This window comes from Candidatus Rhodoblastus alkanivorans (genome assembly GCF_022760755.1).
GTDB classification, from domain to species: domain Bacteria; phylum Pseudomonadota; class Alphaproteobacteria; order Rhizobiales; family Beijerinckiaceae; genus Rhodoblastus; species Rhodoblastus alkanivorans.
This window is the reverse complement of sequence record NZ_JAIVFP010000001.1, coordinates 2,341,612-2,366,521: the sequence shown is the minus strand read 5'-3', so window position 1 is coordinate 2,366,521 and position 24,910 is coordinate 2,341,612. Positions and strand designations below refer to the sequence as shown.

The following is a 24,910-nucleotide window of genomic DNA, read 5'->3' as shown; positions in this document are numbered from 1 at the left end:
CTTTCCTTTCTCGAATCAGGAATCGTCATGCGCGCGGAAGCCGTGTCACTTGTAGAGCAGATCAAGCAGTCGGTCGGGCTGCTGAGGAGGCATCTTTGACGTCGAAACCTCGACGCGCCGCCTCGCCGAACTGAACGCCAAATCCGAAGAGCCCGATTTCTGGAACGACGCCGAAACGGCGCAGAAGCTGATGCGCGAGCGCACCGAGCTTGAGGACCGGCTGGGCTCGCTCGCCCGGTTCGAGAGCGAGCTGGAAGACGCCATCACCCTGGTCGAACTGGGCGAGATGGAAGGCGACACCGCCGCCGAGCAGGAGGGACTCGACCAGCTCAAGGCCATCAAGACCGAGGCCGACCGCCGTCAGGTCGAGGCTTTGCTCTCGGGCGAGGCCGACGCCAATGACACCTTCATCGAAGTCCATTCCGGGGCCGGCGGCACCGAGAGCTGCGACTGGGCGCGGATGCTCTTGCGCATGTACACGCGCTGGGCCGAACGCCACAAGTTCAAGGTCGAACTGATCGAAGAGACGGCGGGCGACGAGGCCGGCATCAAATCGGCGACTATTCTGGTCAAGGGCCACAACGCCCATGGCTGGGCCAAGACCGAATCCGGCGTACACCGCCTGGTGCGTATCTCGCCCTTCGATTCCAACGCAAGGCGCCACACCAGCTTCGCCTCGGCCTGGATCTATCCGGTGATCGACGACAAGATCGACATCCAGATCAACGAAGCCGACTGCCGCATCGACACCTATCGCTCGTCGGGTGCTGGCGGCCAGCACGTCAACACGACCGATTCGGCGATCCGCATCACCCATATCCCGTCGGGCATCGTGGTCGCGTGCCAGATGGAGCGCTCGCAGCACAAGAACCGCGCCACGGCCTGGAACATGCTGCGCGCCCGCCTCTACGAGCAGGAACTGGAGCGCCGCGAGGCCGAGGCGAACAAGATCAATGCGACCAAATCGGAGATCGGCTGGGGCCACCAGATCCGCTCCTATGTGCTGCAGCCCTACCAGATGGTGAAGGACCTGCGCACCGGCGTGGTCTCCGGCACCCCGGACGAAGTTCTCGACGGCGACCTCGACGCCTTCATGGAGGCGGCGCTGGCCCAGCGCGTCCATGGCGGCGGCCCGGAGAAGGTCGAGGATGTGGAATAAGCTCAGCCAGCCGTCCATAGATGACGGTTCTTGAGGCCTGCTCAAGCCAGCAACGGCGCCAAAGCATCGCCGCCGGCGTCACGCCGCAGGCCAAGCACGCGTAACGGCGCGGTCCAGCGCGCGATTTCCGCCAATGTGTCGTCGAACGAGACGGTCGCCTCGCCGCTCTCGCTGACGACAAGGGCGGCAATCTTCACGCCCCTTGCGCGCAAGGCCTCGACTGCCGTGAGCGTGTGGCTGATCGTGCCGAGATAATCGCCGACTACCAGAACGACCGGGGCGCCGGCGGCGACGATCCAGTCGAGCACGGTTTTTTTGTCGTCCAGCGGGACCATCACCCCGCCGACGCCTTCGATCAGAACGAGATCGGCGTTTTCCTGTAAGGCACTGAGTGAAAGGGACAAAATAGCGTCACAATCAAGTGTTTTCCCCTCCGCCCGCGCCGCCATGTTCGGCGCGAGTGGCGCGGCAAAGCGCCAGGGAGAGACGCGCGCGACATTTTCCTCCGTCGGCGCCTCGCCGAGCGCGGCGAGGATTTCTCCCGTATCCGACCCCGCGATTTCCTGCTTGTCGAAGCCCGAGATGACGGGCTTATAGGCGGCGACGCTCATGTTTTTCGAACGCGCCAGCCGGATCAGCGCCGTGGTGACATAGGTCTTGCCGATCCCGGTGCCGGTCGAAGTGATGAAATATTTTATGGCCATGCCCGCGAACGACCTGCTCGAACATCTTTGGCTGCCTTATACCCAGATGAAGACCGCCCGCCAGCCCTTAAAGGCGGTCTCGACCCAAGGCGCGCTGATCCGCATCGCCGACGGCCACGAACTGATAGACGGGATCGCCAGCTGGTGGACCGCCTGCCACGGCTACAACCATCCCCATATTCTGGCGGCGCTCCGCGAGCAACTAGAACGCATGCCGCATGTGATGTTCGGCGGGTTGGTCCACGAACCGGCGCTCAAACTAGCCGCACGGCTGGCGGAAAAGACACCCGGCGACCTGAATCACGTTTTTTTCGTCGACAGCGGCTCGGTGGCGGTCGAAGTAGCGATGAAAATGGCGGTGCAATATTGGCTCAACCAGGGCCGGAGCCGCCCGCGCATGGTTTCGTTCCGCTACGGCTATCACGGCGACACCATGGCCTGCATGTCGGTCTGCGATCCCGACGAATCGATGCACAGCCTGTTCAAGGATTATCTGCCGAAGCAGATTCTCGCCGAACTGCCGGTCGATGAAGCGTCCGAACAGGCCTTCGACGACCTGCTTGCGCGGGAAAAAGAAAAAATCGCAGCGGTGCTGATCGAGCCTCTTGTCCAGGGCGCGGGCGGAATGAAATTCCATGCGCCCGAAACCCTGCGCCGCGTGGCCGACGCCTGCGCCCGCCAAGGCGTGCTGCTGATCGCGGACGAAATTTTTGTCGGCTTCGGCCGCACCGGCACGCTTTTCGCCTGCGAACAGGCTGGCGTGACGCCGGACATTCTCTGTCTCGGCAAGGGCCTGACCGGGGGCGCGCTGTCGCTCGCGGCGACGCTTGCGCGGCCCCATGTTTACGAGGCGTTTCTCTCCGACGATCCGGCTCGCGCCCTGATGCACGGCCCGACCTTCATGGCCAATCCTTTGGCCTGCGCCGCCGCCAACGCCTCGCTCGACCTGTTCGAGATCGAACCACGCCTGGAACAGGTCGCGCGAATCGAGTCGCTTCTGCGCGAGGGGCTCGCGCCCTGCGCCAAAATCCCCGGCGTGCTCGATGTGCGGGTCAAAGGCGCGATTGGCGCCGTGCAATGCGCCACGCTCGGCGATGCGGCGAGCTTAAGAGCGACATTCGCCGAACAGGGCCTCTGGATCCGCCCGTTCGGCGACATCGTCTATCTGACGCCCGCCTTCACCATTGCGGAAGTTCAGCTCGCCGCCCTGACCTCAGGCATTTGTTCGACGCTGCCGGGATGGCTGTCGAGATCGTAATGGGCGTTGCGCTCCTGAATCTCCTGGACTTTGAGCCCTAAGCGGTCGATTAGCGCGCGGTCGGCCTCGGCGTCGTTATTGGCCGTGGTCAAAAGCTTCTCGCCATAGAAGATCGAATTGGCCCCGGCCATGAAGCACAAAGCTTGAGCCTCGGCGCTCATTTCGGCGCGGCCGGCGGAAAGCCGCACCCGCGATTTCGGCATGACGATGCGCGCCACCGCGATCATCCGCACCATGTCGAAGGCGTCCACCTGCGCGCGGCCCTCCATCGGCGTGCCGCGCACTGCGACGAGCGCATTGACCGGCACGCTTTCGGGATGCGGATTCATTTCGGAGAGCACACGCAGCAGTGAGGCGCGGTCGAATTCCTTTTCACCCATGCCGATAATGCCGCCGCAGCAGATTTCGATTCCGGCGGCGCGGACATGGCCCAATGTCTCCAGCCGTTCCCGATAGGTGCGGGTCGAGACGATCTCGCCGTAAAATTCCGGGCTGGTGTCGAGATTGTGGTTATAGGCGGTAAGGCCGGCCTCGGCGAGTTTTTGGGCCTGATGCGGCTGCAACATGCCGAGCGTCACGCAGGCCTCCATGCCCAGAGCCCGCACGCCCTTGACCATATCGACCACGGAATCGAATTCCTTGCCGTCGCGCACCGAGCGCCATGCCGCGCCCATGCAGAAACGCGAGGCGCCGGCTTCCCGGGCGACACGGGCGCGGGCGAGCACGTCCTCGACGTCGAACATGGTCTCCTTGGTCTGCCCTGTCTTTTTGGCGTGATGGGCGCTCTGCGGGCAATAGCCGCAATCCTCCGCGCAGCCGCCGGTCTTGATCGACAGCAGGCTCGCGAGTTGGATGGTGTCGTCGTGATATTGACGGTGAACATTTTGCGCGCGATGCACGAGGTCGAGCAGCGGCAGGGCGAAAAGGGCCTCGATCTCTTCCTGCGTCCAGTCGTGGCGGACCGGAGTCTTCCCGGAAATCTGCGGATTGATCGTCATGACGTTCCCGTGACTTATAATTTTGCCTTTTCTTCCGACCCGCCGGAAGAAAAGGCGCCCGCCGGCGTCAGCCGGCGCCGCGCCAGTCGGCGCGGATGCCATCGCCCTTTTCATAGGCCGCTGGCATTCGTCATCCCGCTGTCTTATCAGAATGACCGCAAATGGCAAAAACTCCTGTTTACCGCGCTTATTGCGACGCCCGAACGGCGCAGAACCGCCTGCGCGCTTTGCGCACGGCCGCCCTCGCGCCCGCGGGCCGCATCGTCCGCGACGGACGCGAACTGGTCAATTTCGCGAGCAACGATTATCTGGGCCTGAGCCAGCATCCGGCCCTGATCGAGGCCGCTTGCGCTTATGCGAAAAAATATGGCGCGGGCGTCGCCGCCTCGCGGCTGGTGACCGGCGAGAACCCCGAATTCGCCGCGCTGGAGGCGCGAATCGCCGCCGCCAAGAACCAGCCCGCGGCTCTGGTCATGGCCGCCGGCTACCAGACCAACCTGACGGCGCTCGCGGCCCTGGCCGACCCGGAGATCACGGGCCGCCCGACAACCATTCTGGCCGACCGCCTCGCCCATCATTCCCTGCTGCAAGGCGCATTGCTGTCCGGCGCGCGGCTGATGCGCTTCCAGCACAATGATTGCGACCATCTCGAAAAACTTCTGCGCGCCCGCACGGCCAAGGGCGAATATTGCGTCATCGTCACCGAAAGCGTGTTCGGCATGGACGGCGACATCGCCGACCTCGCCCGCATCGGCGCTTTGGCGCGGGAATTCGCGGCCCTGCTCTATGTGGACGAAGCCCACGCCACCGGCGTTTTCGGCGCGCGCGGCTATGGGCTATGCGAAGATTTCGCCGATCTGGTCGATGTCGCCATGGGCACCTTCGGCAAGGCGCTAGGCGGCTTCGGCTCCTATCTCGCCTGCGGCGAAGACATCCGCGACTTTCTGATCCAGCGCTGCGGCGGCCTCGTCTATAGCACTGGCCTGCCGCCCGCCACGCTCGGCGCGATCGACGCCGCCCTGACCCTTGTCCCGCAAATGGAGCGGGAGCGCCAGGATCTTCTGGCGCGCGGGCGAAAGCTGCGCGCGGCGCTGCGGGCGCAGGGCTGGAACTGCGGGGCGAGCGCGAGCCAGATCGTGCCGGTGATCGTCGGCGCCGAGGAAGAGACTCTTGCGCTCGGCGGCGAATTGGAGCGGCGCGGCCTGCTGGTCGCCGCCATTCGCCCGCCGACCGTGCCGCAGGGCGCGAGCCGCTTGCGCATTTCATTGAGCGCCGCCCACGCCTTGGAGGAAATTGACGCGCTCATCGCGGCTCTGGCTGAATTCGCGCCCCAATATGGAGGAGCGGCGGCATGAGGCTGGTCTTCATCCATGGCTGGGCCCTTGGCCCGGAAAGCTGGGACGCGCTGGCGCCGCTGCTGCCGGCGCCGCAGATCCGCGTCGATCTCGGCTATTTCGGCGCGCCGGACATTCCGCCTTTGCCGAGCGGCGACATTCTCGTCGGCCATTCCGCCGGCCTGCTCTGGGGCTTGAGGCAAAGAGGCGACTGGGCGGGCCTCGTCGCGATCAATTCCTTCGCCCGTTTCTGCCTCGACGCCGCCGGCGAGGGCTGCGTCGAGCCCGCCGCGCTGCGCGCGATGCGCCAGGCCCTGGAGCGCGACGCCAAAGCCTGCGCCGACAATTTTCGCGCTGCCCTTGGCCTCGCGCCCGCGCCGGGAGAGGCGCAGGAGGAGCGCCTCATGGACGGGCTCGACCTGCTGCGCGACTTCGACGCCACACCGCTCGTCGGCGGCAGGCCGGTTCTCGTGCTCGGCGCCGAGAATGACACGCTCGCGCCGGCCGCCGCGTCCCGTCGGCTGGCGGAAATCTCGGGTGGCGCGCTGGCGCTGCATGAAACCGGCGGCCACGGCCTGCCCTGGACCGCGCCGGAATTCTGCGCCGGACAGATTGCCGCCTTCCTGCGCGCTCATGACTTCTGACGTCCCCCGGAATGCGATCGTCGCGGCCTTCGACGCGGCGGCCGAAACCTATGATTCGGCCACGCCCGTCCAGCGCGAGGTCGCGCGCGCCCTGGTCTCCCGCGCCGCCAGCCTGCTGACGGGGCCGCCGCGCAGCATTCTCGACCTCGGCGCCGGGGCCGGCCATGTCATCGGCTTCGCGCGGACCCAATGGCCCGAAGTGGAGCTGACAGCGCTCGACGCCGCGCCCGCCATGCTGCGCCGGCTGCGGGCCAAATTCCCGGGCGTCACGACGATCGCGCGCGACGCGCGCCAGTTGGAAGACCTGCCGCGCTACGACCTGATCCTGTCGAGCATGATGTTGCATTGGCTCGACGATCCGCGCGCGGCGCTGATCGCGTGGCGGGCGCATCTCGCGCCCGGCGGCCTGCTCTGCGTGGCGGCGCCGGTCGAGGGCAGTCTGCGCGAATGGCGCGAACTGACTCGCGCGGCGGGCATGGAAGATGCGGTCTGGGCCTTTCCACCGCAGGATTTCGCCGAAGGGTTAGGCGCGGAAATTCATTTGTCCGATTTTTCCGCGTCTTATCCGGATGCGCGGGCCTTTCTCCGTGCGCTCAAGGACGCTGGCGCGCAAAAGCACCGACCTGGCGTGAAACCCGCGCCCGCGAGCGCGATGCGACGCATCCTGACGAAGGCTAACAGGAACTTCAACGTGACCTATCGGATAGGCTTTATTGCGCTGGGCGACTCCTGAAACCAACCTGGACGAGGTTTGGCGAGAGCCGGAGTCGGAATTTCGTGAAGTCCTCGAGCGTCAGTTCGCAAACGCCTTGAGGACGCTTTCATCGACCGGCGTCAATGACACCGATTCGCCGCAGCCGCAGGATGCGGTTTCGTTGGGATTGTCGAAAGTGAAGGTCGCGGACAATTTGGTGACGGCGAAATCCATCCTGGCCCCGATCAGGAACAGCAGCGCCTTGGGGTCGATCAGCACTTTCGCGCCCTTGTCCTCGACCAGGGTTTCTCCCGGCCGCACGTCCTCCGCCATTTCCACCGTATAGGACATGCCGGCGCAGCCGCCGTTCTTGACCCCGATACGCAGGCCCACCGCCTTGCCGTCGGCGTTTTCGACCAGTTTGCGGACGCGCTCGGCGGCGGCGTCCGTCAGTTCCATGATTGCGCGACCCGACATCTTGCTCCCTTTCAACCGGTTCAAGCTCCGGCGAAATATTTCGATTTTGCGAATATAACATCGCTCCGGCGCGGATTAAAGGCGCGGTCGCTCCGGCATACGCCAACCGCTCTCATGATTGCGTTTGCTCTGGCGTACGCCAACCGCTCTCATGGCTTTAGTTGCTCCGGCGTACGCCAACCGCTCTCATGGCTGCGGTTGCTCTGGCGTACGCCAACCGCTCTCATGGCTGCGGTTGCTCTGGCGTACGCCAACCGCTCTCATGGCTTGCCATCGTTGACTTCGCCGGGCCTTACGCTCAATAGAGGTTCAACTGCCCCGCCCGGGCCGAGGGTTCCATGACATCCGTCACGCTGATCGACAATTACGATTCCTTCACCTTCAATCTGGTGCATTACCTCGGCGAACTCGGCGCCAGGGTGAAGGTGTTGCGCAACGATCAGGCGAGCGTCGAGGAGATCGCGGGCGAGGAGCCGGATTGCATCGTGCTCTCGCCCGGTCCATGCACGCCGCATGAGGCTGGCGTCTGCCTAGACCTGATCCGCGCGGCCAGCGCGCGCATCCCGATCTTCGGCGTCTGTCTCGGCCATCAGGCGATCGGCGAAGCCTTCGGCGGCGACGTCGTGCGCGCGCCCCAGCCCGTCCACGGCAAGGTCGCCGATATTTTCCATGAGCGCGAGATGGTCTTCCACGGCCTGCCCACCCCGTTCAAGGCCACGCGCTATCATTCGCTCGTCGTGCGCCGCGACTCGCTGCCGACCGAACTGGCCGTCACCGCCCAGACCGGCGACGGGCTGATCATGGGCCTGAGCCATCTCACCCGGCCGACCCATGGCGTGCAGTTCCACCCTGAAAGCATCGCCTCGGAGCACGGCCACGCCATGCTGCGCAATTTCCTCGATCTGGCGAAAGCGTGGAACGCCGCCAAGCGAAAGTGAATCATTTGCCTTTGCTTCTGGCGCAGAAGCAAAGGCGTCAGCCGGCGTCAGCCGGCGCCGCGCTGGTCGGCGCGGATACCGTTGGTTTTATAGCTATGGACGCCTTCAAGCCCTTCCTCGCCAAGCTCGCCTCCGGCGCCCGGCTCAGCCGGGAGGAGGCCGAGGCCGCCTTCGACCTGCTGCTGTCCGGCCAATCGACCCCGGCGCAGACGGGCGCCTTCCTCATGGGCCTGCGCGCGCGCGGCGAGACCTTGGACGAAATGACCGGCGCGGTCGCGACCATGCGCGCCAAAATGCTGAAGGTCCAGGCGCCGGAAGGCGCCATCGATATTGTGGGGACCGGCGGCGACGGCGCCCAGACCTATAATATTTCCACCCTCGCCTCGCTGATCGTCGCGGCCTGCGGCGTGCCCGTCGCCAAGCACGGCAATCGCGCCGCCTCTTCTCTTTCCGGGGCGAGCGACGTTCTGTCCGAACTCGGCGTGCGCATCGGCATCGCGCCGAACATCATCGAGCGCAGCCTGCGCGAGGCTCAGATCGGCTTCATGACGGCGCAGGCCCATCACGCCGCCATGGCCCATGTCGCGCCGGTGCGGCGCGAACTCGGCGCCCGCACCTTGTTCAACCTGCTCGGGCCCTTGTCCAACCCCGCCGGGGTCCGGCGCGCCTTGATCGGCGTCTTTTCGGAAAGCTGGATGGAGCCGATCGCGCAAGTCCTCGACGCGCTCGGCGCCGAGGTGGTGTGGATCGTCCACGGTTCGGATGGGCTCGACGAGGTCACGACCACCGGCCCGACCAAGGTTCTGGCGCTCGAACATGGCGCGCTGCGGCGATTTGAGATCACGCCTGAGGAAGTCGGCGTAAAGCACGCTACCCTCAATGATTTGCGCGGCGGAGATCCCGCCCATAACGCCGCCGCCTTGCGCGCTGTGCTCGACGGCGCCAGGAACGCCTATCGCGACATCGCCGCGCTCAACGCCGCCGCCGCCCTGGTCGTGGCGGGCAAGGCCGCGGACCTCGCGACGGGCTTTCGTCTCGCCGGGGAGGCGCTGGACAGCGGCAGGGCGCGCGCAACCCTGGAGAATCTGATAAGAATTTCCAACGAGGACGAAAACCCAAGTACACAGCCGGCGAAATAGGCGCTAAGGTCGAAAAATGTCGGACATATTGCGAAAAATCGAAGCTTACAAGCGGACGGAAATCTCCGAGGCCAAGGTTCGCATGCCCTTGGCGACTTTGGAGCGCAAGGTTCATGACCGCGACCCTCCGCGCGGCTTCCTTCGCGCGATCGAAGCCAGGGTCGAGGCCGGCCTGCCGGCGCTGATCGCCGAGGTCAAGAAGGCCAGCCCGTCCAAGGGCCTGATCCGGGCGGATTTCGACCCGCCGGCGCTTGCCCGCGCCTATGAGGCGGGCGGCGCGACCTGCCTTTCGGTCCTCACTGACGGCCCCTCGTTCCAGGGCAAGCTCGACGATCTCACCGAGGCCCGCGCCGCGACCCATCTGCCCGCCCTGCGCAAGGACTTCCTGTTCGACCCCTATCAGGTCTATGAGGCGCGCGCCGCCGGCGCCGATTGCATCCTCATCATCATGGCCTGCGTCAAGGACGCGGAAGCCAAGGCGCTCAACGCCGCCGCCCACGACCTCCATATGGACGTGCTGGTCGAGGCCCATGACGAGGCCGAACTCGACCGCGCTTTGGCGCTGGAGACGCGACTCGTCGGCATCAACAACCGCAACCTGCGCGATTTCACCGTTTCGCTCGAAAATTGCGAACGCCTCGCGGCGCGCACGCCCAAAGACCGTCTCATCGTCGCCGAGAGCGGAATTTCCACCCATATGGACATTGCGCGCCTGCAAAAGGCCGGCGTCCACACCTTCCTGGTCGGCGAATCCTTGATGCGACAAACCGATCTGACCGAAGCCACGCGCCGCCTGCTCACCGGCGTCGCCGCCGCCCAGCCGGCATGACCGCGGACGAGCCCCGCCTCACCCACATCAACGAGGCGGGCGAGGCGCATATGGTCGATGTCTCGGCCAAGCCGCGCACGGCGCGCGAGGCATTGGCGCGCGGCGCGGTGGCCATGGCGCCCGAAACCTTGGCTCTCTGCCTTTCCGGGCAAGCGAAGAAGGGCGACGTCTTCGCAACGGCGCGCATCGCCGGGATCATGGCCGCGAAGCGCACCCATGAACTCATTCCGCTCTGCCATCCGCTCAATCTGACCAAGATCGAGGTGGAGATTTCGCCTGACCCTTCCCTGCCCGGCCTTAGGGTCGCGGCGCGGGCCAAGGTCGTCGGCGAAACGGGAGTCGAAATGGAGGCCTTGACCGCCGTCTCGGTCGCCTGCCTGACCATCTACGACATGCTGAAAGCCGCCGATCGCGCCATGCGGATCGAAGGCGTCGTCCTCGCCGAGAAAACCGGCGGCAAATCCGGCGATTATTTTCGAGAATAATAAGAACCGTTACACTCTGTCATTGCGGACGTCGCGAACCAATCCGCCTATCAAACTGGCGAAGGATTGCATGGATTGCTTCCCTTCGCGCGCAATGACGGCGCAGGCGGCGTTCCTGCGCAGAGAACCCGTGAGACCTATCCGCCATGAGCGAAAAAAAGCCGCCCCTCTCCGTCGAAGAGGCCCTCGCCGCCATTCTCGCCGGCGTGGCGCCGCTGGAGATTGAAGACACTCCGCTCGCGCTTTGTTTCGGGCGCACTCTCGCGCGCGACGTCGCCGCGCGGCGCACCCAGCCGCCCAAACCGCTCTCCGCCATGGACGGCTATGCCCTTCGCGCCGAAGACGCCGCCAAGGGGCCTCTCAAAGTGATCGGCGAATCCGCCGCCGGGCGCGGCTTCGAACGCCGCTGCGACCCAGGCGAGGCTGTGCGGATCTTCACCGGCGCGCCGATTCCTCAGGGCGCCGACAGCGTGCTGATCCAGGAAGAGGCCGAACGCGCCGGCGATCATGTCGTCGCCAGGGCGCCCGTCAGGCAGGGCCGCAACATTCGCGCCGCCGGCATCGATTTCCGCGATGGCGAGATCATTCTGCGCGCCGGTCGGCGCCTCAGCCCCGCCGATGTCGCCCTCGCCGCCTCGGCCGACCACGCCCATCTGCCGCTGACGCGCAAGCCGCGCGTCGCCGTGCTCTCAACCGGCGACGAACTCACCCCGCCGGGCGAGGAGCGCGGGCCGGACCAGATCGTCGCCTCCAACGCCTTCGCCGTTCTCGGCCTCGTCGCCGCGGCTGGCGGCGAGGCGATCGATCTCGGCATCGCCACCGACCATCTCGACGACATCGAGGCCGCGATCGGCCGCGCCCGGGTTCAGGCCGCCGACATTCTTGTCACCATCGGCGGCGCTTCGGTCGGCGACCGCGATCTCGTGCGCGGGGCGCTGGCCCGCGAAGGCATGGATCTCCAATTCTGGAAGGTCAACATGAAGCCCGGCAAGCCGCTGATCCATGGCCTTATCGGCCCGATGCGCGTGCTTGGCCTGCCGGGCAATCCGGTTTCCGCCGCCGTGTGCGGGGAATTATTCTTGAGGCCCCTGATCCGCGCCCTATGCGGCGACTCGCTGGCCGGCGCCGACCGCAGCGAGCCGGCTCTCGCCGGCGCCGCGCTGCCGGCTGGCGGCCCCCGCCGCGAATATGTGCGCGCGACTTTGGCTCAGAACGCCGACGGCCGCTTCGTCGCGACGCCCCAGCCGGATCAGGATTCGTCCCTCAATTCCGTTCTCGCTCATTCGCAGGCCCTGATCGTCCGCGCCGAACATGCGCCGCCCTGCGCGGCGGGCGAACTCCTGCGCATCCTGCGCCTGGGAGCCTGACATTCCGGAACGATGTCGGGGCGGCAGGGCCTTTCATTGGACCCCGCCGCCCCATCGCCTTCCCTTCCGTGTCTCGCGGTTGAGGGGAGGAACTTACAATCCGGCCAGATATTTCGAGGGATCGACCGGCTTGGAGCCCTTGCGCAGCTCGAAATGGAGCTGGGGCGAGGCGACATTGCCGCTCTGGCCGGAGAGCGCGATGACCTGTCCGCGCTTGACCGTCTCTCCGCGATGCACCTCCAGCGAGCCATTGTTGGCATAGGCGGTGACGAAGCCATTGGGGTGGCGGATCAGCACGAGATTGCCATAGCCCTTGAGTTCGCTGCCGGCATAGGCGACCACGCCATTTTCCGCCGCCTTGACCTGGGTGCCTTCGGGCACGGCGATATTGATGCCGTCATTGCCGCCCGTGCCGAAGGCTTGGATCACGCGGCCGCGGGCCGGCCAGCGGAATTCGGGATTGGCGGAATCCGCCGAAGCGGAAGCGCTCTGCGGCGGCAGGCTCGCCGTCGGGTTCCTGTCGGCCTTCGGCGCCGGCAAATTTTCGCTTTTGGCGACTTTGGTGGTCTCCTTGATTCCGGCCGGAGTCTGCCGCGCCTGCGCGACCTTGGCCGCCTCGGCGGCTTTCGCTTTGGCTTCGCGCACTTGCGCCTCGCGCGCGGCCCGCGCTTCCTTCGCCGCAAGACGCGCAGCCTCGCGCGCCGCCTTCGCCTCAGCCACCTTTTTCTCGGCTTCGGCGGCGTGCATGCCCCCCCCGGTCCTGGCGAAGCGAGCCTTTTCCTTCTCGGCCTTCATCTGAGCCAGATGCGCCTGAGCCGCCTTTTCCTCGGCGAGCTTGGCCTTCTTGTCGGCGCGGCGGGCCGCTTCGTCCAAATTTCGGGCGTCGGCGGCAGACCGCGTGGCAGTCCGGGCGGGCGCCTTGCCCTTGCTCCAATCCATGCGATCGGCGCGCCTCGTCTGCGCCAGTTCCTCGCCGACGAGCGAATGCGCGCCAAAACGATGGGATTCGGTGGACCGCGCCGGTTCAGGCGCACGATAGGGCGCCGGCGCCTCCGCAACTCGCGCGCCGCGGGCCTGATAAACCGGAATCGTCAACCGCGATCCCGGCTCCAGGCGGGCGCGGGGGGCGTAGCCGTTGAGCGTGAGCAAAGTCGAGACCGGCACGCCATAGCGCTGGGCGAGGATTTCGGCGCTCTCGCCCTGGGCGACGACGATCGGCGTCCCGCCGTCGGCGCTCCAGCCGCCGATAGCGTTGGGATTGGTGCGCAAGGCATAGGTCGGGCGCGGCGCCGGCGCATAGGTCGGAGCAGGCGCGGGATAGCTCGCGACCTGCGACGGCGGAGCAAGAGGCGCGCTGGCGATGGGAGCCGGCGGGATTGGATGATCATAGGCTTGCGCTGGATGCCGAGCGGCGTAATGGCGCCGCTCAGGAGGCGGCGGCGCGGCGGGCTTGTCGCCGAAGGGCCGGAAGGCTTCCTTGAAGAAGCTCGAAACTTGCGACGTTGGCGACTGCGGTTCGTTTACCGAACCTGTCGGCGTCCGATCGACCCTGGCGCTGGCGTATGGCGCCCCGAATGAATTGCCGAACTGGCCGGTCTCGGAACATCCGCCCAACAGGATCGTGGCCACGCCGATCAGGGCCACCCGGATTGCGCCTCCGGAATTCTTCACCCTATCCTTCATCACGCCCACCCACGCTTTAACCAACAGCGTCGATTTAAGCGGAACGGGGTTAAAGGAGCGTTTAAGATGAATCGTTGTTCAGCAAAACACGCTCATTAGCAATCTATTAGCCTTAACGTTCGCTGAACAGGCCGCGCAGCAGGCGCTGGGCGCGCCACGGCCCGAGGCTTTGCGCATCGAGTCCGCCCGTTACGGACCAGGTGAATCGCATGAGTTCACAGGCCTCCTCGCCGGCGCGCCGGCTCGCCGCCGCCATCACCCCGCCCTCCCCGAGGGCGCCCGCAATATTCGCCGGGACCTCGTCGATCGCGCCATGGATGAGAATGCGGTCGAAGAGCCCGTAAGCTGGAGAAATCTCGAAACAATCGGCCCAGACCACGGCCACGTTGGCGACGCCCAGCAATTCCAGCCGGCCGCGCGCGTCGAGCGCCAGCCGCTCGAAACAATCGACGCTGACCACTTCGCGCGCGAGCAGAGACAGGACCTTGGCGGAATAGCCGGAGCCCGCGCCGATTTCGAGGACGCGGCTGTCAGGGCGGGGGTTGAGGGCCGCGATCATCCGCGCCAGCGCCGAGGGCGCCTCCATCGTCTGGCCGAAGGGCAAGGGCACGGCGACGTCGCGCAGGGCAAGATCGGCATAGGCCAGGTCGACGAAATTCTCGCGCGGCGCGGCCTCCATCGCCCGCAGCAAGGCGAGATCGACGTCGCTCCGCGCGCGCAGCCGCATCAGCAATTGGGCCTTGGCTTCCGCCCGCGACTGCGCCGAAACCCCAACCGTGGGAAATGCGCTCTGGGGCGGCTCCATGCAAACCTCAGCCGAACGCGCCGGCGAAATGGGCGAGCGCCGGTTCGTCGGTCAGGTCGAGCCGCAGCGGCGTGACGGAAATGCGGTTCTGCGCCACGGCTTCGAGATCAGTGCCCTCGCCCGCTGTGAACTGCGGGCGCTCGAAGGCGATCCAGTAATAAGGATTGCCGCGCCCGTCGAAACGCGCTTCGATCTTCATCAACTCCTGTTCGCGCCTTCCCTGCCGCGCCAGCGTGACGCCCTGCACCGCCGAAGGTTCGCAGGCGGGGAAATTGATGTTCACCAGCACGCCCGGCGGCAGGCCGCGCGCAACCACGTTGCGGATCAGGCCCGGCGCGTGAGCCTCAGCACATTCAAAGAAGGCGCCCGCCTGCGAATAGCATTGCGACAGCGCCATGGAGGGAATGCCCAGCAGCGTGCCTTCCATCGCCCCGGCGATGGTGCCGGAATAAGTGACGTCCTCGGCGACGTTCTGGCCCCTGTTGACGCCGGAGAGGATCAGATCCGGCGGCGCGTCGATCATCAGCTTGCGCACGCCCATGATCACGCAATCGGTCGGCGTGCCCTTCACCGCAAAATGGCGGTCGGTGATCTTGCGCAGGCGCAGAGGGTCGGACAGCGAAAGCGAATGGGCCACGCCCGACTGGTCGGATTCCGGCGCCACCACCATCACGTCTTCGGCCAGCGCCTTGGCGATTCGCTCCAGCACTTTAAGGCCCGGCGCGTGAATGCCGTCGTCATTGGTGATGAGAATGCGCATCGCCGCCTGTCCGATTCGAAGTCCGCCCGCGTCGCCTTATAGCGCGGGCCTCGACGTGAAACAGCTTTTTTGGGGCCGAAATACAACCCGCGATGACGTAGAAAAAAATCACGCCATGGGGAAGCCTGCTGCGCGGTGGGCGGAAACGAAAATCAGAGGCATACCCTTGGCGCGCATGTGGTTTCCCAATTCTCGAAATTTCAGCGCGCGTCCCTTGCCGGCAAAGGCGCAAGGCGCCGCCCCGCCGGCCGGCGCCTCGAAGATTTTCATCCATGTCGCGAATTTTTATCCGGAAACGATCGGCGTCGGCAAATATGCCGGGGAACTGGCCTTCTCCCTCGCCGGCCAGGGCCACACGGTCGAGGTGGTCGCGGCGCCGCCGCATTATCCCGGCTGGACGGTCGCCGCGCCTTATCACGCGCTGAAATATCAGAGGGAAAACATCCGGGGCGTCGATGTCTGGCGCTGCCCGATTCTCACCAGGGCCCGGGGCGGCGTGTTCTGGCGCGTGGCTGCTCCGCTCACTTTCGCCTTGTTCGCCGCGCCCCTCGTGTTCTTCCGGATTCTCTGGACGCGGCCGGACGTCGTCTTCTGCGTCGAGCCTGCCATGGCCTCGTTCCCCGCCGCGCTGGCGGCGGCGAAGCTGACCGGCGCCCGCGCCATCGCCCATGTCCAGGATCTCGAAATCGACGCCGCCTTCGCCATTCACCTGCGCGGCGAGTTCCTGCGCAAAATCGCGCTGGCGCTGGAAAGCCGGCTGTTGCGCGCCTTCGACCTGACGGCGACCATCTCGCATAAAATGCGGGACGCCCTGCTGCGCAAGGGCGTCGCCGGCGCCAAATGCGTCGTTTTCCGCAATTGGGTCGATCTTGACGCCGTCCGTCCCCTGCCCGACGACGCCCCCAACCCCTACCGCGCGGCGCTGGGACTGGCGCCCGGGACTTTCGTCACGCTCTATAGCGGCCATATCGGCAAGAAACAGGCGCTCGATGTCGTCATCGAGGCGGCGCGGCTCTGCCGCAACGAGGAAAAACTGCATTTCGTCATCGCCGGCGAGGGGCCGGAAAAAGCGCGCATGGTCGAACGGTGCCGCGGCCTCGACAACGTCTCCTTCCTGCCGCTCCAGCCGGCCGAGTTTCTCAACGACCTGCTCAATCTCGCCAATCTTCATGTGCTGCCGCAACTCAGGTCGTCCGCCGATCTCGTGCTGCCGTCGAAACTGGCGGGAATGTTGGCAAGCGGCCGGCCGGTGGCCGCCACCGCCGAACCGGATTCGGAACTGGGCGAAATTTTACGCGACGCCGCCTTCCTCACCCCGCCCGAGGACGCCCCCGCGCTCGCCGACGCGATCAAGACGGCCATGCGCCAGGATTTGCGCGCGCTTTCGGAGCGCAGCCGGGAACTGGCGAAGCTCTTCAGCGCGGAAACCATCCTTGCCGAATTCGAGGCGGCGATCCGCGGCGGGCCGCCGCGTCCGGAGGCCCGCCCGCTGCAGACCGAGTTCCAGACAATGCCCGAATGAACCAAACCGGCGCAGGGGTCTCTGGCTATACGCAAGGGAAGCGTCGGCTTCCCCGCGCCAATCACAAGAATCCGCGTCAAAGCGTGCGTCACATGTTTCAGAAGTTACGAGTTCTTGTCGCGTTTTCCCTGTTCGCCGCGCTCTTGGCCGGATGCGCCAATGACGATGTCATTCCCGGCGATCCCGCGGCCGCGACGCAGGCGCACGCGCGCCTCACGCTCCAGTCCGGCGACAAGCTGCGGATCAATGTCTATGGCGAGGACAAGATTTCCGGCGAATATGTCATCGAACCCTCGGGCGACGTCGCCCTGCCGCTCGCGGGCGCGATCAAGGCGGCAGGCAAGTCGCCCGCCGAATTGCAGCGCGCGTTGACCGCCCGGCTGCGCTCCACGTCGCTGATCGACCCGAGGGTGACGGTGGATGTCCTGTCCTACCGGCCGTTTTACATTCTCGGCGAGGTCCAGAAACCCGGCGATTATCCTTATGTGAGCGGCCTGAACGTGCTGCGGGCGATCGCGGTCGCCGGCGGCCAGACCTATCGCGCCAGCGACAACACGATCATCATCCAGCGCGCGGGAGAAAAGCAGCAGAAATCCTATCCCCTGTCGGCGGACATCCCGGTCTATCCGGGCGATCTCATTCGCGTGCCGGAACGCTATTTCTGAAAAAGCCCGCGCCGGCCATGCCCGCTCCTCCCAAAATCGAAGCGATGAAAAGCGCCCGCGCCGCGCTCCTCGCCGTCGCATTGCTGGCCCTCGCCGGCCGCGCGGCAAACGCCCAGGAAATTCCGACGCCCCTGCCGCTCAGCGTTTCCGTTCCAGACGCCAACGTCTTTCTGGCAAGGCAGGCCAGCCTGCCGGGAAACCCCTTCCTGCCCGCCGCGCAGGATTATCAAGGCCTGCCGGTCGGCGAGTGGCGGCTCTACCCGATGCTCTATTCGGGATTTTCCTTCAACGACAACCTGCTCAACACGAATAATCAAAAAATCGCCGACGGCGCCTGGAACGTCACGCCGACCATCGTGGCCACCCGCGATCAAGGCGTCCAGAACACCGCGATTTACGGAACCCTGACGACGACAAACTATTTCCAGCATCCTGACGCAGATTTCGTCGTCGGGCGCTTGGGTTTTCAGCATTTATGGGAGGCGCGGCGTGACCTCGTCTTCAATTTCGCCGGCGGAATCACGCGCAGCGAGGATCTGTCGAATGGCGGCGGCGCGCTCAACACCGTCACCTTTCTTCCCATCTACGACAATACCTACAAAATCAGCGCGGCGGCGTTCAAATCCTTCGATCGCGTCTTCTCCAATACCACCGTCGCCTTATCGAACAGGCAATATGACAACGCGACCTTGACCGATGGCGCGAGTCTTCCCCAGTCCTATCGCGATTATGCGGAAACGCTGGTCCGGCAGAGGTTCGGGTTCGACATCGGCCCGGTGTTCTATCTTTTCTCGGACACGTCCGTGAACTGGCGGAACACCTATAACTCGCCCGAAAGCGCCTCGCAGGGCTACCGCCAGACCATCGGCCTCGGCAGCCTGCGCTTCGGCCTGACGATGGGCGAAATCTTCGCCGGTTATCAGGCGCAGGATTACAAAAGCCGATTGATCGGCGACGTATCCGACCCGGTGATCGGCGGGCGGCTCGTCTGGTCGCCGCGCGCTTATTTGAGCTTTTCGGGAACGCTCGACGAGACGATCGCGACCCAGGACTTCGTCACGCCGGCAAATCCCCTTCCCTCCGCGGTCAAGACGCTGACGGCGACGCTCGGCGTCCATTACGCCCCGAACCACCGCTGGAGCCTTTCCCTCAACGCCGGCTATGGCCATGACGCTTTTTCCAACAGCACGAGACGCGACGACAGTTTCAACCTCGGCGCGACGCTTAATTATTACATCAGCAGCAAACTGGTCGCCTCGCTCTGCACGCGGCAGGTTGTACTCAACTCATCCTATACGCCCGCGTCCTATGCAAGCAATATCACGTCGATCGGCCTTAGATATCGTTATTGATCTTAGCGCTACACATGCGTTAAGCTTCGCGTACGAAGTCCCATGAACATGCTCGATCTCCAGTTCCTGGATCAAAGCCCTGCCGGCGCGCCGTCGGCGGAGGACGCGCTCGATTTGCGCCGTATTCAGGATTTTCTCAAACGCCGCTGGACGACGATCGTCGCTGTTACGTTCATGACCATGGCCGCGACCCTGGTCGGGCTGCTCACGGTCAAGCCGCTCTATACCGCGACCGCCCAGATTCTGCTCGATCCCGCCGGCCACAAGGCTTTCGGCGAGTCGATCCTGCCGGAGTTCAGCCTGGAGACGGCCAATATCGACAGCCAGATCAGCGTCCTGCGCTCCGTCACCTTGCTGCGTCACGTGGTGGCGGCCGCCGACCTGACGAGGGACCCGGAATTCGGCCGGCCGCACAAGCCCAATATCCTGTCGCGAATGATCAATTTCCTTCGCGGCCCCGACCTTGGGGGCGCCGCGCCGGGGGTGGCGGACGGGGCGGACAAAATTCCGCCCGAGGAGCTGATCGCGATCGGCAATCTGTCGGAAGCCCTCGACGTTCGGCGCTTCAACCACACTTATGTCCTCATCGTTTCGGTCACGGCCGCGACGCCCGATCGCGCTGTACGCGTCGCCAACGCCATCGCCAATGTCTATATTTCGGACCAATTGGCCGCCCGCTACGAAGGCGCGCGCAAGGCTTCGGCCTGGCTTTCCGAGCGCCTGGAGGCGATTTCGCAACAGGTCCGCGCGTCCGACCAGGCCGTTTCCGACTTCCGGCGCAAACACAATCTGATCTCGGCCTCCAGCGACGGCAAGCTCACCATCGGCGAACAGCAGCTCGCCGAAATGAACGCGAAGCTCGCCGAATTGCACACGGAGACCGCCGAAGCGCGCGCCAAATATAATCAGGCGGCGGCGATTATGAAGGAAGGCGGCGATCCCGACACGATTCCCGACGTCGTGAGTTCGACCCTGATTACGCAATTGCGCAGCCAGGAAGCCGACGTCGCCCGGCGCGAGGCGGATCTGCGCGCCCGCTATTCCGGGGGCAATCCGGAGGTTGTCAAAGTGGTGGCCGAACGCGGCGCGATCCGGCTCTCGATCGGGCGCGAAATCAAGCGCATCGTCACCGATCTCAAGAACGATTTCGACATAGCCGCGGCCCGCGAAGCCTCGCTGCGACTGAGCATCCAGAAAGCCGCGGCCGCCAACGGCCTCGACGATTCCGTCGGCCTCCGCCTCCACGAACTCGAGCGCATCAACGCCGCCAACAAGGCGATGTACGACGATTTTCTGACCCGTTCGCGGATCGCGCAGGAACAGTCCAATTTCGAACAGCCCGAGGCGCGCGTGATCTCGCCCGCAGTCGACCCGGTCGTCCCCTCCTTCCCCAAAAAGACCTCATCCGAGGTCTTGGCGATGATCGTCGGCGCCCTGCTCGGAATCGGCGCGGGCGTCGCGCGCGACATGCTCGAGAAAGGCTTCCTCACGCCAGGCGAAATCGAGGACAAGCTCGGCCTTCCGGTGCTGGGCGCGGCGCCGGCGCTCAAGGCGCGCGAGCGCGTCATCGGCGGCAAGGCGCTCGAACCCGCCGCCTATGGCGTCCAGAAACCTTCGTCGCGCTATGCGGAAGCGCTTCGCGCCGTGCGGGTCGGCCTGCGCATGGTCGATCTGGACAATCCGCCGAAAGTCATTCTCGTCACCTCGACCATCCCGCGCGAAGGCAAGACGACGGCGGCTTTGTCGCTGGCCTTTTCCGCCCAGCGCGCCGGCCTGAAGGTCGCGCTGGTGGACGCCGATCTCCGCCATCCCGTCGTGACCAGATTTTTCCAGCTCGCCGACCGCCCCGGCCTCGCCGACTTCCTGCTCGGCAAGGCGAGCGAAGACGAAATCGCGCATGACATCGACGGCGTGACTGTGATCCCGGCGGGAACGAAAACAACCGCATCCCCCGACCTGCTCGGCTCCGAGCGGATGCGGCGATATCTTGCCGGCCTGCGCGAAAATTTCGATTGCGTCTTTCTTGATTCCGCCCCGGTCGCCCCGGTGATCGACGCTAAAGTGCTGGCGCAGCTGGTCGAAAAAATCGTCTATGTCGTGCGCTGGCGCACAACCCAACGCGAAATCGTCGCCCATTGCGTGGACGCCATCCGCGGCGACGGCAAGATCGCCGGCGTGCTGCTGAACCGCATCGAAGAAAGCAAAGCCCCGCAATCAGGTCGCTACGCGCATTTTTCGAGCAAGGGCTACCATAATTATTACGAGAGCTGAGCGGCGGTCGGAAAAATAACGGCGATAGTCGAAAACTTGACGGAGCATTCCCGCTTTCGACAGTCGGAGGCAAAGGCCATCAGCGCGTTTCGTTTCTTCGGCGCAGGATACGCGATCGTCATCTCGGATGAACGCCAGCAGGTTACGAAAATGCAACCGGCGAGTACGTTGCCTGCCGACAAATATTTGTCTTCAAATCGATCCAGCCTGCGGATCGCGAATTTGGGGCTGCGCCCGCCAGGCAAAACGCCAGCTGAAATAATTTAACGAAAATTACCGGGCAGAACGCCGCTCATGCCAAAATCTCACGAAAAAGTCGCGCTCATCACGGGCGTCACGGGGCAGGACGGCGCCTATCTCGCGGAACTGCTCCTCGACAAGGGCTACGTCGTTCACGGCCTCAAACGGCGGTCCTCATCCTTCAATACCGAGCGAATCGAGCATCTCTACCAGGATCCGCACGAAAGCAACCGGCGCTTCGTGCTGCATTACGGCGATCTGACCGACGCGACCAATCTCATCCGCATCGTCCAGGAAATTCAGCCCGACGAAATCTACAATCTCGCCGCCCAGTCGCACGTCCAGGTGAGTTTCGAAACCGCCGAATATACCGCCAACGCCGACGGAATCGGAACGCTGCGGCTCCTGGAGGCGATCAGGCTCCTGGGCCTCTCGCAAAAAACCCGATTCTACCAGGCCTCGACCTCGGAGCTTTACGGCAAGGTTCGGCAGACGCCTCAGAACGAGGGGACGCCGTTCAATCCCCGCTCGCCCTATGCGGCGGCCAAGCTCTACGCCTACTGGATGACGGTGAATTACCGCGAGGCTTACGGGCTCCATGCCTCCAACGGCATATTGTTCAACCACGAAAGCCCCCTGCGCGGCGAGACTTTCGTCACCAGAAAAATCACCCGCGCGGCCGCTGCGATCAAGCTCGGCCTTCAGGACCGCCTCTATATCGGCAATCTCGAAGCCCGGCGCGACTGGGGCCACGCCCGCGATTATGTCGAAGGCATGTGGCGCATGTTGCAACAGTCCGAGCCCGACGATTACGTGCTCGCCACCGGGCGCACGGAAAGCGTGCGCTATTTCGCCGAACTGGCCTTCGCCGCGACCGGCGCCGTGATCGAGTGGCGCGGATCGGGCGCGCGGGAGCAGGGCCTCTGCGCCGACACCGGCCGCGTCCTCGTCGAAGTGGACCCCCATTATTTCCGTCCCACCGAAGTCGATCTGCTGATGGGCGACCCAAGCAAGGCGAAGAGAAAACTTGGCTGGGAGGCGAAGACCGGACTCGAGGACATGATCGTCGAAATGGTGCGCAACGACCTCGACGAGATGAGGGGCGCGAGCCCCCCGGCCCCGGCGCGGGCCTTTCACGCCGTCGGTTGAATCGCTCCATGACGCCCCGGGGCAGGACAACGAACAGCGCGGCCGGCTTCAAGGCTCTGGCCTTTTCCGCCTCCGGCCAGATCGTCGTCGCCGCCACGGCGTTGGCGAGCGTGCGGATCTATACCGAATTGCTCGACAGGGCCGAATTCGGCCTCGCCATGGTGGCGATGGGCGTCGTCGCCTTGCTCGACGGCCTCGTCGTCATGGCCCTGAACCAGACCCTGCTCTCGCTGTGCGTCCCCTTGAGCGATTGCGCGCAGCAGCGCGAAATCGCGACCCGTCTGGGCTGGCTTCTGTTCCGTCCCATCGCCGCCGCCCTGGTCCTGCTCGCGCTTGCGCTTGCCGCCCTCGACCTTTTCCATCCTGTCCAAACGCTCATCCTCGCCGCGCCCTGGCTCGCCCTCGCCTATCTCGCCGAAGAGATCGCCAAGACCACGATGCTGAGCCCGATGATGGCGCGGCGGGAATTTTCGCGCTTTTCGTTCTGGACCGGGGCCGAGGCGATGATCACCCTCGCCTTCACCGCCGCGACGCTCACCTTTCTCCGCGCCGACGCGCTCGGCTTCCTGACCGGCCTCGTCGCCGGGCGGCTGACGACCACCCTCGCTTTCACCGCCCTGATGTGCGGCTTCGGCTATTTCGACGGCGCGACGGCAAAGCCAGCGCCGCGGGAGGTCGCCCAGGCGCTCGAATACGGCCTTGCCGTCAGCGCCATGGCGCCGCTCGGCTGGATCGGCGCCTATCTCGACCGCTATGCGGTCAGCCTGTTCGCCGGCCTCGCCGGCTCCGGCGCCTATAGCGCGGCCGGCGGCCTCCTCAGCCGCCCCTATTCGATCACAACCGCGATCCTGACCAATTATTTCCGGCCGCTGCTGTTTCATCGCCGCGACGCGGAAGATTTTTTGACGCACGCGCGCCGGCGCCTGGCCCAATGGCTGGCGACGGCGGCCGCGATCGGAACGGCCGGCGCCGTCGCCATCGCGCTGCTCGCCAAAACCATCGCCCTGGTCGCGCTCGCGCCCGCCTTTCGCGACGGCGCCGCGCCGATCATGACCATCCTCGCCTTGGCGCAAACCTTTGCGATCATGACCCACGCCGTCGATAACGCCATCCTGGCGACCGGCGCCAGCGCCAGCCTGCTCAAGACGCAGGCCGGGATCGGGGCCGTCGCCCTGGCGCTGGTCCCCGCCGGCGCCTTCTGGGGCGGCGGCTTCGGCGCGGCTTTGGGCCGCGCGGCCGTCGAAGCGGTCAAATTCGCCGCGGCCTTCGCTCTGTCCCGCCGCGCGCTCGCCCCCGCGGCGGCAGTTCTCGCGCCCGCTCAATGAGAATCGCGATCGCCACCACCTCCGGCTTTCACCTGCGCCATCTGGCGCGGGAGCTGATCGCGTCAGGCCATGAGGTCGCCTATCTGACCTATCTGCCGCCGTTCCGGAACCGGCGCGACGGCATTCCCGCAGTCCATGCGCGCAGCTATTTCTGGCGCCTGCTGCCCTGGTCCGCCGCCGCTTTGTTCCGCCACGCCCACAGGCTCCAGGCCCGAGGCGTCCAAAAACTGTTCCGCCGCGCCGACGCGCTTTACGCCGTCGATCTGCCGCCCTGCGACATTTTCATCGGTCTGTCGGCCCTGGCCGATGCTTCGGCCCGCGCCGCCCGCGAAAAATATCGCGCCAAAATCGTGATCGAACGGGGCTCCCGCCATGTGGCAAGCCAGAACGAACTGCTCGTCGCCGGCGGCGGCCAACGCTTGAGCGCCCATTATGTCGCGCGTGAACTGACGAGCTATGAACGCGCCGATTACATCGCTTTGCCCTCGGATCACGCCGTCGAAAGTTTTGTGGAACGCGGCTTCGCGCGGCAAAGACTGTTCAAAAATTCTTATGGCGTCGATCTCGCGCGCTTTGCGCCGACCCCTCGTCCGCCCGGCCCTGCCCGCCTGCTCTTTGTCGGGCAATGGTCGCATCGCAAGGGCTGCGACGTCCTCGCCGAGGTCTTGCGCCGCAACCCCGACCTCCACCTGACCCATATCGGCACGGCCCACGACCTGTCCTTCCCCGCCCTGCCCAATTTCACGACGCTCGGGCACAAGCCCCATCCCGAACTCCACGCCGAAATGGCCCGCCGCCACATGCTGCTGCTGCCCTCGCGCGAGGACGGTTTCGGGATGGTTCTGACCGAAGCGCTGGCCACCGGCCTGCCGGTGATCGGCTCGACGCGCACCGGCGCGCCGGACCTTCGCGAACTGATCGCGAATAGAGAGAGCGTCATCGTGGTTCCGCCCGCCGACGCCGGGGCGCTCGCCACCGCCATCCGCCGCATGGAGAATTTCATTGCGCGCCAGCCGGAGGACCGCGCGATCCTGACGGAAAAGGACAAGTCCAACCTGAGCTGGGCGGCCTATGCGCGCCGCTACAGCGCCTTCCTCCACGCCATTGTGTGA

The 24,910-nt window shown here is 65.3% G+C and carries 22 protein-coding genes and 1 pseudogene; 17 read left to right on the top strand and 6 right to left on the bottom strand.

All coding sequences use genetic code 11. From position 1 onward, the window contains the following. Nucleotides 1-27: 27 nt before the first annotated feature. A protein-coding gene (gene prfB / locus K2U94_RS11085) for a peptide chain release factor 2 (RefSeq protein WP_243067272.1) occupies nt 28-1,159 on the top strand; the annotation gives its coding sequence in 2 pieces (ribosomal slippage) (nt 28-96 and nt 98-1,159; 1,131 coding nt in all). A 41-nt stretch (nt 1,160-1,200) separates the two neighbouring features. Here the strand turns inward: prfB and bioD are convergent. After that, nucleotides 1,201-1,863 carry a dethiobiotin synthase gene (gene bioD / locus K2U94_RS11080; RefSeq protein WP_243067271.1) on the bottom strand — a complete coding sequence of 221 codons (663 nt, stop codon included), beginning with the start codon at nt 1,861-1,863 and terminating at the stop codon, nt 1,201-1,203. On the opposite strand from bioD, the gene K2U94_RS11075 reads away from it, so the two are divergent. Then, nucleotides 1,856-3,121 carry an adenosylmethionine--8-amino-7-oxononanoate transaminase gene (locus K2U94_RS11075; protein WP_243067270.1) on the top strand — a complete coding sequence of 422 codons (1,266 nt, stop codon included), beginning with the start codon at nt 1,856-1,858 and terminating at the stop codon, nt 3,119-3,121. The two genes, bioD and K2U94_RS11075, sit on opposite strands and share 8 nt — an antisense overlap. A gap of 17 nt (nt 3,122-3,138) precedes the next feature. On the opposite strand, the pseudogene bioB reads toward K2U94_RS11075, so the two are convergent. Continuing rightward, nucleotides 3,139-4,119, bottom strand: a pseudogene (gene bioB / locus K2U94_RS11070) (biotin synthase BioB); the annotation flags it as partial. A gap of 161 nt (nt 4,120-4,280) precedes the next feature. On the opposite strand from bioB, the gene K2U94_RS11065 reads away from it, so the two are divergent. The 3 genes from K2U94_RS11065 to K2U94_RS11055 are packed head-to-tail and all read left to right on the top strand — an operon-like array spanning nt 4,281 to nt 6,830. Then, complete coding sequence (locus tag K2U94_RS11065; protein WP_243067268.1) at nt 4,281-5,474, top strand: aminotransferase class I/II-fold pyridoxal phosphate-dependent enzyme; 1,194 nt, start codon at nt 4,281-4,283, stop codon at nt 5,472-5,474. After that, nucleotides 5,471-6,097, top strand: coding sequence for an alpha/beta fold hydrolase (locus K2U94_RS11060; RefSeq protein ID WP_243067267.1), 627 nt, complete (start codon nt 5,471-5,473; stop codon nt 6,095-6,097). The genes K2U94_RS11065 and K2U94_RS11060 overlap by 4 nt, the downstream gene beginning before the upstream one ends. Next, nucleotides 6,087-6,830: a methyltransferase domain-containing protein gene (locus tag K2U94_RS11055; protein ID WP_243067266.1), complete on the top strand. Its 744-nt coding sequence runs from the start codon at nt 6,087-6,089 to the stop codon at nt 6,828-6,830. Before K2U94_RS11060 ends, K2U94_RS11055 begins: the two co-directional genes overlap by 11 nt. Before the next feature lie 60 nt (nt 6,831-6,890). On the opposite strand, the gene K2U94_RS11050 is transcribed toward K2U94_RS11055, so the two are convergent. Continuing rightward, the gene (locus K2U94_RS11050; protein ID WP_243067265.1) at nt 6,891-7,268 is read right to left on the bottom strand and encodes a HesB/IscA family protein; all 378 of its coding nucleotides are present in this window, start codon (nt 7,266-7,268) and stop codon (nt 6,891-6,893) included. Between the two features lie 338 nt (nt 7,269-7,606). Between K2U94_RS11050 and K2U94_RS11045 the strand changes: the two genes are divergently transcribed. The 5 genes from K2U94_RS11045 to K2U94_RS11025 all read left to right on the top strand — a co-directional run bounded on the left by K2U94_RS11045 (nt 7,607) and on the right by K2U94_RS11025 (nt 12,026). Beyond that, entirely contained in the window at nt 7,607-8,206 is a 600-nt protein-coding gene (locus tag K2U94_RS11045) for an anthranilate synthase component II (RefSeq protein WP_243067264.1), read from the top strand. A gap of 95 nt (nt 8,207-8,301) precedes the next feature. Continuing rightward, the gene (gene trpD, locus K2U94_RS11040; protein ID WP_243068851.1) at nt 8,302-9,345 is read left to right on the top strand and encodes an anthranilate phosphoribosyltransferase; all 1,044 of its coding nucleotides are present in this window, start codon (nt 8,302-8,304) and stop codon (nt 9,343-9,345) included. Nucleotides 9,346-9,361: 16 nt separating this feature from the next. Continuing rightward, nucleotides 9,362-10,174, top strand: a complete 813-nt coding sequence (trpC, locus tag K2U94_RS11035; protein WP_243067263.1) for an indole-3-glycerol phosphate synthase TrpC — start codon at nt 9,362-9,364, stop codon at nt 10,172-10,174. After that, the gene (moaC, locus tag K2U94_RS11030; protein WP_243067262.1) at nt 10,171-10,659 is read left to right on the top strand and encodes a cyclic pyranopterin monophosphate synthase MoaC; all 489 of its coding nucleotides are present in this window, start codon (nt 10,171-10,173) and stop codon (nt 10,657-10,659) included. The genes trpC and moaC overlap by 4 nt, the downstream gene beginning before the upstream one ends. A gap of 146 nt (nt 10,660-10,805) precedes the next feature. Then, nucleotides 10,806-12,026 (top strand): molybdopterin molybdotransferase MoeA, encoded by a 1,221-nt coding sequence (locus tag K2U94_RS11025; RefSeq protein ID WP_243067261.1) that lies wholly within the window; start codon nt 10,806-10,808, stop codon nt 12,024-12,026. A 93-nt stretch (nt 12,027-12,119) separates the two neighbouring features. On the opposite strand, the gene K2U94_RS11020 is transcribed toward K2U94_RS11025, so the two are convergent. The 3 genes from K2U94_RS11020 to surE form a co-directional block, all read right to left on the bottom strand. Continuing rightward, the gene (locus K2U94_RS11020; RefSeq protein WP_243067260.1) at nt 12,120-13,709 is read right to left on the bottom strand and encodes a peptidoglycan DD-metalloendopeptidase family protein; all 1,590 of its coding nucleotides are present in this window, start codon (nt 13,707-13,709) and stop codon (nt 12,120-12,122) included. Between the two features lie 112 nt (nt 13,710-13,821). After that, a complete protein-coding gene (locus tag K2U94_RS11015) occupies nt 13,822-14,514 on the bottom strand; it encodes a protein-L-isoaspartate O-methyltransferase family protein (RefSeq protein ID WP_243067259.1) in 693 nt (230 codons plus the stop codon). Between the two features lie 7 nt (nt 14,515-14,521). Continuing rightward, nucleotides 14,522-15,274, bottom strand: coding sequence for a 5'/3'-nucleotidase SurE (surE, locus tag K2U94_RS11010; protein ID WP_243067258.1), 753 nt, complete (start codon nt 15,272-15,274; stop codon nt 14,522-14,524). A gap of 214 nt (nt 15,275-15,488) precedes the next feature. On the opposite strand from surE, the gene K2U94_RS11005 reads away from it, so the two are divergent. The 7 genes from K2U94_RS11005 (at nt 15,489) to K2U94_RS10975 (ending at nt 24,910) form a co-directional block, all read left to right on the top strand. Continuing rightward, the gene (locus K2U94_RS11005) at nt 15,489-16,796 is read left to right on the top strand and encodes a WcaI family glycosyltransferase (protein ID WP_243067257.1); all 1,308 of its coding nucleotides are present in this window, start codon (nt 15,489-15,491) and stop codon (nt 16,794-16,796) included. 92 nt (nt 16,797-16,888) lie between these two features. Continuing rightward, nucleotides 16,889-17,461, top strand: a complete 573-nt coding sequence (locus tag K2U94_RS11000; protein ID WP_243067256.1) for a polysaccharide biosynthesis/export family protein — start codon at nt 16,889-16,891, stop codon at nt 17,459-17,461. 17 nt (nt 17,462-17,478) lie between these two features. Then, nucleotides 17,479-18,813 (top strand): outer membrane beta-barrel protein, encoded by a 1,335-nt coding sequence (locus K2U94_RS10995; protein ID WP_243067255.1) that lies wholly within the window; start codon nt 17,479-17,481, stop codon nt 18,811-18,813. A 42-nt stretch (nt 18,814-18,855) separates the two neighbouring features. After that, nucleotides 18,856-21,084, top strand: a complete 2,229-nt coding sequence (locus K2U94_RS10990; RefSeq protein WP_243067254.1) for a GumC family protein — start codon at nt 18,856-18,858, stop codon at nt 21,082-21,084. A gap of 294 nt (nt 21,085-21,378) precedes the next feature. Then, on the top strand, nt 21,379-22,473 hold the full coding sequence (gene gmd / locus K2U94_RS10985) for a GDP-mannose 4,6-dehydratase (protein ID WP_243067253.1): 1,095 nt from the start codon (nt 21,379-21,381) through the stop codon (nt 22,471-22,473). A gap of 8 nt (nt 22,474-22,481) precedes the next feature. Further along, entirely contained in the window at nt 22,482-23,798 is a 1,317-nt protein-coding gene (locus K2U94_RS10980) for a lipopolysaccharide biosynthesis protein (RefSeq protein WP_243067252.1), read from the top strand. Next, nucleotides 23,795-24,910 (top strand): glycosyltransferase family 4 protein, encoded by a 1,116-nt coding sequence (locus K2U94_RS10975; protein ID WP_243067251.1) that lies wholly within the window; start codon nt 23,795-23,797, stop codon nt 24,908-24,910. The genes K2U94_RS10980 and K2U94_RS10975 overlap by 4 nt, the downstream gene beginning before the upstream one ends.